Source organism: Bartonella tamiae Th239 (assembly GCF_000278275.1).
Classification (GTDB): Bacteria; Pseudomonadota; Alphaproteobacteria; order Rhizobiales; family Rhizobiaceae; genus Bartonella; species Bartonella tamiae.
The window spans coordinates 1,979,401-1,992,672 of sequence record NZ_JH725147.1; the positions used below are offsets into that span (position 1 = coordinate 1,979,401).

The 13,272-nt window shown below is 37.4% G+C and carries 9 protein-coding genes and 2 pseudogenes; 5 read left to right on the forward strand and 6 right to left on the reverse strand.

The features are described 5' to 3' along the window. Positions 1–36 precede the first annotated feature (36 nt). Entirely contained in the window at positions 37–588 is a 552-nt protein-coding gene (locus ME5_RS08930) for a GNAT family N-acetyltransferase (protein ID WP_008040380.1), read from the reverse strand. A gap of 724 nt (positions 589–1,312) precedes the next feature. Here ME5_RS08930 and ME5_RS10670 point away from each other — a divergent pair. The 4 genes and pseudogenes from ME5_RS10670 to ME5_RS08955 all read left to right on the forward strand — a co-directional run bounded on the left by ME5_RS10670 (position 1,313) and on the right by ME5_RS08955 (position 4,981). Then, positions 1,313–1,456, forward strand: a complete 144-nt coding sequence (locus ME5_RS10670; RefSeq protein WP_008040381.1) for a hypothetical protein — start codon at positions 1,313–1,315, stop codon at positions 1,454–1,456. Positions 1,457–2,054: 598 nt separating this feature from the next. After that, positions 2,055–2,956: pseudogene (locus ME5_RS08940) on the forward strand (autotransporter outer membrane beta-barrel domain-containing protein). A 629-nt stretch (positions 2,957–3,585) separates the two neighbouring features. Next, positions 3,586–3,813 carry an OmpW/AlkL family protein gene (locus ME5_RS08950; protein ID WP_081485901.1) on the forward strand — a complete coding sequence of 76 codons (228 nt, stop codon included), beginning with the start codon at positions 3,586–3,588 and terminating at the stop codon, positions 3,811–3,813. Between the two features lie 262 nt (positions 3,814–4,075). After that, positions 4,076–4,981 carry a metallophosphoesterase family protein gene (locus tag ME5_RS08955; RefSeq protein WP_008040388.1) on the forward strand — a complete coding sequence of 302 codons (906 nt, stop codon included), beginning with the start codon at positions 4,076–4,078 and terminating at the stop codon, positions 4,979–4,981. Positions 4,982–5,108: 127 nt separating this feature from the next. On the opposite strand, the gene leuA is transcribed toward ME5_RS08955, so the two are convergent. The 5 genes from leuA to ME5_RS08980 form a co-directional block, all read right to left on the reverse strand. Continuing rightward, positions 5,109–6,809 carry a 2-isopropylmalate synthase gene (gene leuA, locus ME5_RS08960; RefSeq protein WP_008040390.1) on the reverse strand — a complete coding sequence of 567 codons (1,701 nt, stop codon included), beginning with the start codon at positions 6,807–6,809 and terminating at the stop codon, positions 5,109–5,111. A 314-nt stretch (positions 6,810–7,123) separates the two neighbouring features. Then, positions 7,124–7,696, reverse strand: a complete 573-nt coding sequence (locus ME5_RS08965; protein ID WP_008040392.1) for an NUDIX domain-containing protein — start codon at positions 7,694–7,696, stop codon at positions 7,124–7,126. A 6-nt stretch (positions 7,697–7,702) separates the two neighbouring features. Beyond that, positions 7,703–8,611: a cation diffusion facilitator family transporter gene (locus ME5_RS08970; protein WP_008040394.1), complete on the reverse strand. Its 909-nt coding sequence runs from the start codon at positions 8,609–8,611 to the stop codon at positions 7,703–7,705. Then, positions 8,611–10,779: an anthranilate synthase component I gene (locus ME5_RS08975; protein WP_008040395.1), complete on the reverse strand. Its 2,169-nt coding sequence runs from the start codon at positions 10,777–10,779 to the stop codon at positions 8,611–8,613. The genes ME5_RS08970 and ME5_RS08975 overlap by 1 nt, the downstream gene beginning before the upstream one ends. 453 nt (positions 10,780–11,232) lie before the next feature. Continuing rightward, a complete protein-coding gene (locus ME5_RS08980) occupies positions 11,233–12,201 on the reverse strand; it encodes a small ribosomal subunit Rsm22 family protein (protein ID WP_008040397.1) in 969 nt (322 codons plus the stop codon). Between the two features lie 128 nt (positions 12,202–12,329). On the opposite strand from ME5_RS08980, the pseudogene ME5_RS10800 reads away from it, so the two are divergent. Next, a pseudogene (locus tag ME5_RS10800) lies at positions 12,330–13,250 on the forward strand (choline ABC transporter substrate-binding protein); the annotation flags it as partial. Positions 13,251–13,272: the final 22 nt, after the last annotated feature.

The following is a 13,272-nucleotide window of genomic DNA, read 5'->3' on the forward strand; positions in this document are numbered from 1 at the left end:
GTCTATAATCAATGGTGATAGAGACTGATATTTTTCTTAAAATGACATGCGATGCTTAAGTGTTCCAATAGCCTTTTCAATACTATTTTGTTTGAGTTCTAAAATAAGAAGACGTTCAGGATTTACAGGTGCGGGCATTTTAATATCTTCATATAAAGCTTTTTTAAATCCAAATTTACGATAATAGGGTTCATCACCGACAAGAATAATAAAATCAGCATTGTGATTTTTCGCACTTTCTATACTACGCACAATAAGTTGGCTGCCTAAACCTTCATTTTTAAAATCCTGTGCGATCACAATCGGTCCTAATAGATAACCTTCTAAGTCACTAAGCTTAACGGGTGTCATGCGGATAGTGCCAATGATTTGGCTATTATACTCAACAATGAATGAAAGGTTTAAATCATGCCCACCCTTTTCTCGGAGAAGATGAGCGGCACGTGTAAAACGTGCAGGACCAAATGCCTCAGCATTCAAACGATTAATAGACTCTAGATGAAACTGTGTTTCATTTAAAACAATAAATTCATCTTTATTTTTTATTCCATCGTCATTTGACGAAGCCGCTTGCGATAAAGACACCATAACAACTCCACGAAGCAACACATTAAAAGAAAAATAACCCTTTTTGGGGTTTATAAATTTCTTTCATCGTCGTTGGTTCGTTGCAAACATCAAGCCTTACTTTTATCTTTAGCGTATATTTTATTCTTATTGAAGACGAGAAACACGTCTATATAATTCACTAAAGAAATTTTAAAAAATGTAAACATATAAATTGCAACAAAATCATCACATTTCATGTTGAAAATCTCATTCATGTAAATTGAGCACATTTAAATAAATACCAATCGATAGTTTATTTAGGCCCAAAACTTATTATTTTTTAGATTCTCGTGTTACTTAATTTGTAAATTATTGGTTTTATGGAAGTAAGGCTAATGAATGTTTTATTTTTATTAAGCGATAAGCAAATGGCACGCATATGGTCTTTTTTTCATTGTCACACGGAGTTGCCCGTGTCGATGATCAGTGTGTTGTCAGCGACATCGTCTATGCCATTCAATATAGTTTACAAATGAAAGCCTTCTTACTAGAATTTTAGATTTGTCAAAATAACATCGAAATTATTATTTTAAAATTGATATTTTATCATTGAAAATAAAGCTATGATTCAGTCAAAAATTTAAGATTAAGCTTTTCCACCTTACCCTAACTATTTAAGTGACCAGTATAAAAGATAGTACGCCTTAAACCTCTCGCATTCATAGAAGTCATCAAAATTATCACGATCATAAAGGAGGATCCGATGACGATCTATAGCAATATTGCATCAGGAGCACAAATTATCAATCGTGAAACGGATATATTAACGATTAAAAACTATAATGCTACTGGTGCTAATGTTTCTTATGAAAGTTCAGGCGTTATGCACATTTCAAATAATACGTAGGGCAAGCCATTCTTAGCGATAAAAGTGACGGTGTGGTGTTTGCAGACAATATTACAATGATTGGAATTACAGAACTTATCAGCAAAAATAACATGTCACGTTTTAGGAACAATACAGGCGAAAATATCGACATGAGAGTATGCGCTAAAGAATCAAAGATTTATTCATACGGTAATAAATTTAAAGGTGGACTGGTTACTAATAATGGTACTATAATTTTTGATCGTGAAACATAAAAGAATCTATTTATACTAGTCTAACAATCAATAATAACTCATCAATGTATCTTGCTAGTGCAATAGATTTCAAAAAATCGATAGTAAATAACTCGACGTCTAGTGAAATTATCCTTGATCAAATAAATGTAACAAATGAAACGGTCAATAATTCCGGTAATAATTAATTTGTCTCAAATTCTAGTTTTGGTAATGTAAAAATGCTGGTTTGATCAATTTTTAAGCGAACAGACTCCATCTATAATATTAACAGTGAATGGAAATAATCAAAGAACCTATGGTGTTATCATACTAGGCTTAGTGTTAGGTGATGATACTTCACCGACAGACTTTTTGCACATTACTACAAATAGCTCAGGAAAATCTTACGTCAGGTTGTTAATCGTGGTGGTCTTGGTGCTTTAACCACTGGTGATAGTATCCAAGTCATTAAGATGGACGGTGCATCTTCTAAAGATAGCTTCTCTTTGAAAAGTGATTATAGCTTTGAAGGACAGGGAGCAGTCTTGAGTGGTGCCTATGCTTATTTTCTCTATGCTGATAATAAGGATGGCAATATTTTTTGTGGTTGGTGTCTATGATCATTTTATTAACCCTCAGTAGCACTAAATGGGGTCTATCCTCAAGTCTTGCAACAATTAAACAAGCTTAGCATATTGGAGCCGCACATTGGTAAACTCACATGGATTGGAACAAATTCTGATAGACAAACGACGGCAATCAACAATGAAAATGAAAAACGTGGTTTTTGGATAAAGATAGAAAGCTCTGCTGTTCACATCAATTCCAATGTTAATAAAACCCGCAGCAACTATGATCTTGATATAATCAAAACACAGATTGGCTTTGACGTCGAAGTCACAGTAAACAATGCTGGTAAGCTTATCGGCGTTGCCTCTGTGCAATATGGACATGCTAAGGCGGATGTGTTTTCACCTTATGATCACGGTTCGATTAAAACAGATGGCTATGGACTTGCGGGTACATTAACTTGGTATGGTGCCAATGAATTTATATTGATAGTGTGGCGCAGGTTATGTGGTATGATACAGCTATTAAATTAGATTGGTTAAACCGTCGAGAGCTTATCAATAATGATGATGGAATAGGCTATGCTTTGTCAGTTGTAACGGGCAGGAAGATTACACTTAATCAAGAATGGACGATGACACCGCAGGTAAAGCTTTCCCACAATGCTTTGGGTTTTGATAGTTTTAACGATGCTTATAATGTGCATGTCAGCCGAGATGATGGTGATGCGTAGACTGGTCGTTTAGGCCTTGCATTCAACCAAGAAAAGGCATGGAAGTCTGAAGCAGGAAATACACGCCGTTTAAAAGCCTATGGCATAGGCAATCTTTACTATGAATTCCTGAATGCTACATAAGTTTCGATTACAAATGTTGACTTCCGCAATCGTTCAGATCACTTTTAGCATAGTCTTGGTATGGGAGTTTTCTATAATTGGCAGGATGATTCCTATCCTATCTACGGTGAGATTGATGGCCGCGCCTCATTCACTGACTTCGGTGATAGCTACTCGCTTAATGGGACAATGGGGTTAAGAGCCAAGTTTTAATTTGATCTACTCAGTATTTTGCTACTCTCGTTCATAGTTTAAAAAATTTTGTATTTAACTAAACACTTAATGGTATCTTTCTTTAGAATTTAACATAGAACTTAATATAAACGTAACAGTGTCCTTCAAAAACCTATATTTTTCAAGATATGTAGTTTGCTCGTATAGTAAAGTCGTTTGATATTAACGCTTGGTAATATTGATTTATAATAAGGAGATTCTTATTATAATGCGAAATCAGATTTTGCTTTAAAGATAGGACTCATCGTTTTTAGTAAGAAGGGGCAGGATCTTTAACATCTGCTGGTTCTGGAATACTCGGGAAAATACGGATTCTACAACCAACATTGACTTTACAATATTATGTTACAAATTTGGAAAATTTTAAACCCTATATTGGTGCGAGTGTAAATTACACAATCTTTTACCAAACAGATGCTAATGAAAACAATGCTGGTATCGGTTTAAGTTATCTTTATATTGATAATAGTTGGGGTTATGCATTACAAGCTGGTTTTGATTATATGCTTAAACAGCATTGAGGTTTTAAATTCGATCTAAAAAAATTATATTTGCGCTTCGATTGGCACGGTAAAATCAATAGTGCTACCGCAGACGCACTTGGACTAGATCCTCACATCAGCGCAAAAACTAAACTTAATCCTTGGCTTATCGGTACGAATGTTACTTATCGATTTTAACATCAATAAGGATAATCGATGTAATTAACGATGCAGGTCTTTTTAATTCAAGAAAGAAGGCTAAATAGCCTTCTTTTTTATTGCCTATTTTTAAGAGCCGTTTATGCTGTTATCTATGTTTTATTTAGCACATATATCTGACATACATCTTGCTCCGCTACCAAATCCATCGGTGGCAGAATTGTTTGGTAAACGATTAACTGGCTATATGAATTGGAAAAAAAATCGTCAGACAAATATGGGCATAGAGACACTTAATGCTCTCATGCTAAATTTAAAAGCAAAAAAGCCTCACCATCTTCTCATTTCAGGTGATCTCGTTAATTTGTCACTTGATGATGAATTTTCACAGGCTCGTCAATGGCTTTTAAAACAAGGCAGCCCTAATGATATCTCTTTAACATTTGGTAATCATGATGCATATGTTCGCGGAAGTTTTGATAAGGCCTGCAACATTTTCTCACCATGGATTAAAGGCGATTTACAAACCTCTTGGAATGATGCATTTCCATTTATGAGAATACGTGACAATGTTGCAATCATTAGTGCATCATCTGCTATAGCAACACCACCTTTTCAAGCTTCAGGATATTTTGGCTCGAAGCAAAAAGAGCATCTCGCAACACTTCTCAATGAAGCCACAGAAAAAAAATTCTTCCGTGTTGTTATGATTCATCATCCTCCATTTCGAAAGGCAACATATTGGCATAAAAAACTTTGGGGCATTCAACGTTTTCAAACCACTATTCAAAATCAGGGTGCTGATTTAATTTTACATGGCCATACCCATCTTCCTACATTGCATTATATACAAGGTAAAAAAAGAAAAATACCCGTAGTTGGCGTCTCATCTGCTTCACAAAGTTTTAGTGGGCATAAACCACCTGCCAATTACAATTGGTTTTCTATTTCTCGCCAAAATGATAAATGGAAATGTAAATTACAACGTTATACAATTATCAATACAAATAATGAGATTGAGTGTACTGAAGAAGATATTCTTTATTGATTGGATGCATATCGTATACAAAATCTATGCTATTCAAAAAAATCAAAGTATTAAACAATTCTATGAGACACTAAAAATCCAATTCAACCGCAAGAACCCGTCTTGCGGTTGATTGAGTAAATCTACATTATTTTAAAAGACGATTTGCGGCTGAAATAATTGCAGCTAAAGAAGCATTCGCTATATTGTCATCAATTGCTACACCAAACGCTTTACCTTTAGGCGAATGAATTTCCATATAACAAATCGCTGTTGCATCTGATCCTTGTTGCAGGGAATGTTCGGAGTAATTTATGACAGATAATGGCAGATTGAGATAATGGGATAGTCCATTTATAAAGCCATCGACCAATCCAGTTCCTTGTCCCTCAATATGATGTATGGTGCCAGTATCGGTAATATCAGCACTGACAATGCTTTTATGGCGATCAGCACTATCGGTTTTTGTATAATAATCTACAAAATTTAAACGTGCATCTTTTTGATCAATATAAGCTTTTGTAAATTCATCATAAATACGCTGTGATGAGAGTTCTTTTCCTTCTCTATCGGTAATATCTTGAATGATCGTGCGCAATTCAACCTGTAAGTCACGCGGTAAGTTAAGACCGTAGTCTTGTTGTAAAATATAGGCAATTCCACCTTTTCCAGATTGCGAATTAATACGGATAATCGCTTCATAAGAACGCCCGACATCCTGCGGATCAATCGGCAAATATGGGACTTCCCATAACGATTTATTTGATTTTTTAATCGCTTTCATACCTTTATTAATAGCATCCTGATGGGATCCAGAAAATGCTGTATAAACAAGTTCTCCCACATAAGGGTGGCGTTCTGGTATTACCAATTGATTGCAATATTCGTAAACTTCTTTCATTTTTTCAATGTCTGAGCAGTCAATTTCTGGATCAATCCCTTGTGTAAACATGTTTAAAGCCAATGTTACAATATCAACATTCCCTGTGCGTTCACCATTACCAAATAATGTGCCCTCCACACGATCAGCTCCAGCCATTAGGCCCAGTTCAGTTGCAGCAATACCTGTTCCACGATCATTATGGGGGTGAAGAGAAATGACAACACCATCACGCCGATCAATATTGCGACACATCCATTCTATCTGATCGGCATAGATATTGGGTGTCGACATTTCAACCGTTGATGGAAGATTTAAAATCATTTTATTCTCAGGGGTGGGATTAATAATTTCAATCACAGCATTGGATATTTCCAAAGCCACCTCTAATTCAGTGCCGGTAAAACTCTCTGGAGAATATTGAAATCGATATCCGTTCGATGTTTTTGTAGACATATCCATAATCATTTTGGCTGCATCAGTAGCAATTTGTTTTACACCAGAAACATCTTTACCAAAAACAACACGGCGCTGTAATTCACTTGTTGAGTTATAAAAATGGACGATTGGATGTAGAGCTCCATCTAAAGCCTCAAAAGTTTTGGAGATCAATTCAGGTCGACATTGAACCAAAACCTGTAAACTTAAATAATCAGGCACATCACCATGCTCAACACACCAGCGCGCAAAATCAAAATCTGTCTGAGATGCCGAAGGAAATCCAATTTCAATTTCAGGAAAACCCATTGAAACGAGAAAACGGAACATGCGTTCTTTACGATCTTGTCCCATAGGATCAATCAGAGCCTGGTTGCCATCTCTCAAATCTACAGAGCACCAAATTGGTGCTTTTTCGATTTTTTTATCTGGCCACTGACGATTTTTAAGTTGGACTTGTGGGTAAGGTTGATATTTTAAAGGAGCGTTTCGCATTCCTTTTGATAATTGATTGTGATTTGAATAGGACATAGTTTGCTTCTCTAATGATCCGGCAACACCGGTTTTGAAAATGAATATGAAAGGAGCGTTTATTGCCGGCAGGCTTAACGGCCACCGGGCGCCCCTCACCGGACCCGGCAACCGCACATAAGGTCTAGAAGAAGCGTATTGAAAAAGCACACAAAAACGTAAACGCAATTTTTATTACGCCCTATTAGTAAGCTTTGTGTTTCAAGTTTATCCATACATGAAATATTGCACAAGATCTCTTATCTTGCAAATAATTTTATTTCTCATTCACAGCAGCCCCTTTTTTTAACGTTTTAGAATGAAAAAAATTAATCTTATAAGAAATATTTTTGCCGCAGAATAGTTAATAATAAAGCTGTTTTCATATCATTGATCTGACAATTGTCTAAAAGCATGAAAGCTTTTTCTATTGGCATTTCAATACACTCGATCTCCTCCCCCTCTTCCAAAAGACCACCAAAACCTGTTTTATCTTCCTGTTCATAATGCGCAAGATAAAGAATAAAACGCTCTGTAGCATATCCCGGTGTCACAAATCCTTCAAACACGCGATCAAGATTATGTAATTGAAATCCAAGTTCTTCTTTTGCCTCACGCATTACTGCCTGTTCTTCTGTTTCTTTCTCATCAACCATTCCTGCACATGCTTCTAAAAGTGAGGTTAATCCCTGTTCCAGATAGGCAGGGATACGAAACTGTCTGACAAAAACGACAGTCTTTGTTTTTAGATTAAAAGGAAGAACAACAACGGCTTTCTGACAATGATAAACTTCACGTGTTTGTTTACGCCAATGGCCATCAGCAAATTTTTGTTCATATGATGTTGCCGTTAATTGACGCCATCCATATGATAAGGTTTTATTTTCTACATTCCTAATTTTTGTCATGATTTCTTAAGCAAAAGGAACAGCTTTTGTTCCTAAAGGTAATTTTGCTTCCTTTTCAGGCTCCACATGAATAACAATGCGCGCACTATCAATTTCTTCTTTGATAGCATCTTCAATACGATCACAAATTTCATGCGCTTCACCAACGCTCATTACCGCAGGTACAACCAAATGAAATTCTATAAAAGTTGCCCTTCCTGCTACCCGCGTTCTAAGATCATGGGCTTCAATCGCGCCATCAGCATGAGAAGATATAATATCTCTAATGCGCATTGTTTCTTCAATCTCAACACCAACATCCATTAAACCTTGAACAGAACTGTTGATCACTTTCCATCCTTGCCATAAAATATTAACGGCGACAATAATTGCCAAAATAGGATCTAAAATAGCCCATCCAGTAATCAATGCAGCAATCAAACCAATAAAAACACCAAAAGAAGTGAAGACATCTGTCATTAAATGAACGCCGTCAGCTTTAAGTGCTGGGGAACGATAGAGTTTTGACTGATGAATGAGTAGTAATGCCCATAGACCATTTACAATACTGGCAAAAAGATTAATGCCCAATCCAAGACCCGGTTTTTCTGGCAAATGCGCAGTCGATAATGCAGACCATGATTCATTAAGAATCAAAAGTGCAGCAACTATAATCAATGCCCCTTCAATGACTGCAGAAAAATATTCTGCCTTATGATGACCAAAAGGATGATCTTGATCGGCGGGTTTCATACTGATGTTGATTGCCCACCACGCGGCAAACGCTGCAATGACATTAACAATTGATTCAAGCGCATCCGAATAAAGAGCGACAGAACCTGTTACATGATAAGCAAGATACTTAAGAGCAAAGACAATAATCGAAACTGGAATTGTTAAAATTGCTAAACGTTTGACCCATGACTTCCTATCCATTATGCTGATACCTTGTTCAAAAGTTTGGACACAACATTATTTATCATACGCATTCCTGCATCTTCTCCCAAACTCATAATTGATTCAGGATGAAATTGAACAGCAGCAATCGGCTCTTCTTTATGTTCAATTCCCATAATGACATTGTCATGAGTGCGTGCAGTGATTGTAAAAACATCTGGAAGCGTCGAAGGGTCGGCAAAAATAGAGTGGTAACGCCCTACTGTAATTTCATTGGGCAACCCATCAAAAACACTGCCTGGCACATAAATATGAATGCGTGATGGTTTTCCATGCATTGGAACATCCAATTGATCCAATTGACCACCAAAGGCTTCAACCAAACCTTGTAAACCAAGACAAACACCAAAAATAGGAATGCTGCGTTGTCTGATATGCTGGATTGTTTTCTCCATATTAAAATCTTTAGGCGCACCAGGACCAGGCGATAAAACAACGAGATCTGGTGACAAACGATCCAAGAGCGCTTCTTCAACAGGTGTTCGAACAGTAACGACCTTTGCACCTGTTTGGCGAAAATAATTGGCTAATGTATGAACAAATGAATCCTCATGATCAATCAATAAAAGAGTGCGTCCCTGCCCTAATTTTTGATTGATAATATTGGGCGTTTTTTCATTGTTATTGATACTATCACGAATAGCTGCAATCATTGCAGACGCTTTTAATTCAGTTTCTGCCTCTTCTGCTTCAGGATCAGAATCATAAAGCAATGTTGCGCCTGCGCGTACAGAGGCGATTCCATCTTTGATTCGCACTGTGCGTAAGGTCAGCCCGGTATTCATGTCGCCATTGAAATGCATCATTCCAATAGCACCGCCATACCAAGCACGCGCACTTTTTTCATGATTTTCAATAAATCGCATGGCCCAAATTTTTGGCGCGCCTGTCACTGTTACCGCCCATGTATGCGATAAAAAAGCATCAAAGGCATCCATACCATCACGCAAACGTCCTTCTATATGATCGACAGTATGGATAAGGCGCGAATAAATTTCAATTTGACGCCGCCCGATGACACGCACAGATCCTGCCTCACATACACGACTTTTGTCGTTTCTATCGACATCAGAGCACATGGTGAGTTCTGATTCGTCTTTTTTAGAATTGAGAAGTTTTAAAATTTGTTCCGAATCAGAAATGGCATCTTGACCGCGTTTTATAGTGCCTGAAATTGGGCATGTTTCAACGCGCCTTCCAGAAACTCTGACAAACATTTCAGGTGATGCACCAACCAAATATTCTTGTTCGCCTAAGTTTATGAAGAATGAATAAGGAGAAGGATTGGTTTGTTTAAGACGTTTACTGATAGCAGATGGAGTAGATTGGCAAGGCTCGAAAAACGTCTGTCCCGGTACAACTTCAAACAAATCCCCTTTTTTAAAACTTTCCTTTGCAGCCCTTACCAGTTGTGCATATTCCCCGGGAGTATGATCGCCTTTTGGAGGTAAAGTTGTTGATGGTTGAAAGGGTTCGTCTTGGGTTTTACGCGGCAAATCCTTTGTTGTTTTTCCATCAAACGAAAAGTCATAATGATCAACCCATGCGCGCGCTGAATAATGATCGACAATCAAAACAGAATCTGGCAAATAAAGAACAAGATCGCGATGATCTTCTGGGCGTTTTATTTTATATTCAATAGGCTCAAATTGAAAAGCCAAATCATAACCAAAAGCACCGTAAAGTCCGAGGCTTTTATCTTCTTTAGAAAAAAACAAATCAACAATCGCGCGCAAAACACTAAAAACAGATGACTTATGCGAACGGTCTTCTTCAATAAATTGATCAGATGTTTTTTCAACATCTGCAAGAATCGTTCTTTTTGTAATTTCTAAAAGTGTTATGTTGTTTAAACCTTCAACGACAGGTGCAATTACATGCAATAAAATTTCACCCCGCTGATTTAAAGCTTCAATTTTAATATGATTTTGCTTTGTTGTTATCACAATTGGCGGGTCAACAATCCCTGAGTCCCAACGAGTATAACGACCAGGATATTCATAATTTGATGAAAATATCGCACCACGACGGCTATCCAATGCATCAACAAGATGATCGATTGCTCCTTCATAAGCAATAGCCTCTCGTTGACGCGAAATCGTAATAGCACCTCGTGTTTTATAGTCTAATCGATCATATTCATTCATAGTCTTTATCCTTCGCTCTTTTGGCTTTCTTAGAAACCAGTTCGGAGCAATAGAAAAAGGCCGCCTGGTTTTCCCTTGCGGCCCTTGCAAATTATATCACACATAAAACTATGTCTGGCCGCTATGAACGACACCACCACCAGATTTTCAATGTGCAAATATTTTCCATAATAGTCTCTTACTCCTTCACATCGACCAGTGCAATATTAAAATAGTCTCGAAACACTATCGATCACACTTTTTAAGTGTAATGGAGAGAAACCACACAAAAGAAAAGTCCGAGCATTGGGGACTCGGACTTTTCATTCCTCCATAATGAAGGTTTATACAGGCCTAGGAAATAGCGGGGGACCTAATTGCCTGTAACCGACGCATAGTGAAGATCAGATGCATCAGGTAAAAACAAGCATATACAAAAAATTGTAATAGTCAATTACTTTTACAACCTAAGGTTTATTTTATTTCATCACCCCATTCACATCTGCGTGCTTGATGATAGCGGGATGTCTCCTTTTTGCTCACAATCTCATGTTTTACATCACCATTTGGCAAGCAAAGCTTAAGATCTACACGTCTTCCTGAGCGGAGTGGACGACGAAGAACACGTTGATGGTTGTGATCAATGGGGAATTTAGAAACGGCGATATAATGATATTTTTCATCCTCATAAGGCACATCAGCTTTTTTGGTTTGACGATGAATTCGTGAACGCTCAATACGAACTGAGAAATGACACCAGTCAGGTTTAGCTAATGCACACGGATTTTGATGTGGACAGGGTGCAACCACAAAACCACCCCATGTGATCAAACGTTGCCTTTGCCGCATAAGCCGCCTCCATCCATTTGGTGTACCAGGCTCTACAATAATCAATATGTGTTCAGTTTTTTGCCAAAGCAGTTCTATGAGCTGATCTTGTTCACTTTCTTTCAGTTCATCAAGTACATAGGCAAGTGTCACAAGATCGGCATTATTGAGGTCTTCATTTTTAATTTTCTGTATAGAGGTAAGATGCCATTGCGTTTTATAATCAAAACTCTGGTTAATAAGACATTGAGCAATTTTTTGTATTGGCTCGCTATAATCTGTCATTTCTGCATAATTTATCGATGGAAACAGTGCTTTTGCGGCAAGAACTGCTGTTGCTGGACCAGATCCAACATCAAGTTGAGTGAGTGGTGAAAAATCTGGCAATGCATGGATAACATGATTAAATACTGAAAAGACGGCGCCGTAAGTTGCAGGGAAACGAGCCGCGACATAAGCAAGTGCTGCTTGGGCAGAATTAAGATGAGCGGTGCCATCTAATAATTCTGAGCGATAGCGATGACTTAACCGTAAACTTTCTTCTTCCAACTTGGCAAGTGATATATTTCGTAAAAGCTCATCAATCGCCTTTTTTAAATCTGCTGGAAGTTGCATTGCCTATCCTATAAGTCTTCAATTTTATCAAGTGTTATTCCATTTTTTACCAAAATAGTCTAATTCCTAAGATAATTTTTATATTCTTATCCGAAAGACGCTTAACGATCTTGTCTTATTTAAAAAATATGATGTCCTTTTTTCTTCTTGCTTTGTGTGTTAGCTGTGCGCAAGCAAATGCAAAAGAACAAGATTCTTGCCAAATTGTGCGTTTCGCCGATACAGGTTGGACAGATATTTCTGCAACCACGGGTGTTGCAACAACACTTCTTAATGCGCTTGGCTATAAAACAGAAACACGTATTTTATCTGTGCCTGTAACCTATGCGTCTTTAGCCTCAGGAGATATTGATGTCTTTTTAGGGTATTGGAACCCTTCCATGACACCTAATCTAAAACCTTATCTTGAAAAAGGCAGTGTTGAAACTTTGCGTTATAATTTAACAGGGGCAAAATATACCCTTGCTGTTCCTCGTTTTATTTATGATCAGGGCTTAAAAAGCTTTGATGATATTGCCCGCTTTGGTCCTGCACTTGATTATAAAATTTACGGTATTGAACCAGGAAATGATGGCAATCGTACGATACTTTCAATGCTAGAAGATGGTGCTTATGGGTTGAAAGATTTCCATATTGTAGAAACTTCAGAACAGGCTATGCTTTCAGAAGTTAAAGCCCATATTCGTGAGCAAAAACCCATTGTCTTTTTAGGCTGGGAACCTCATCCTATGAATGTCCGTCTTGAGATGGCATATTTAAGCGGTGGCGATCAATATTTTGGACCTAATTTTGGCGGAGCAAAAGTTGGCACCAATACACGCAAATCCTATCGTCAAGACTGTCCAAATGTTGGACAATTTTTGTCTAATCTTATTTTTACGCTTAACGCTGAAAATGAAATAATGGGGGATATTCTTGATAAGGGCGAAGATCCTTCTTATGCGGCACAAAAATGGCTACAAAAAAATCCCGATGCGATCATTCCATGGCTAGAAAATGTCACAACTTTTGATGGCAATAATGCTTTAGATGCCGTCACAACAACACTCTCAGCAAAACAAAATCAAAACA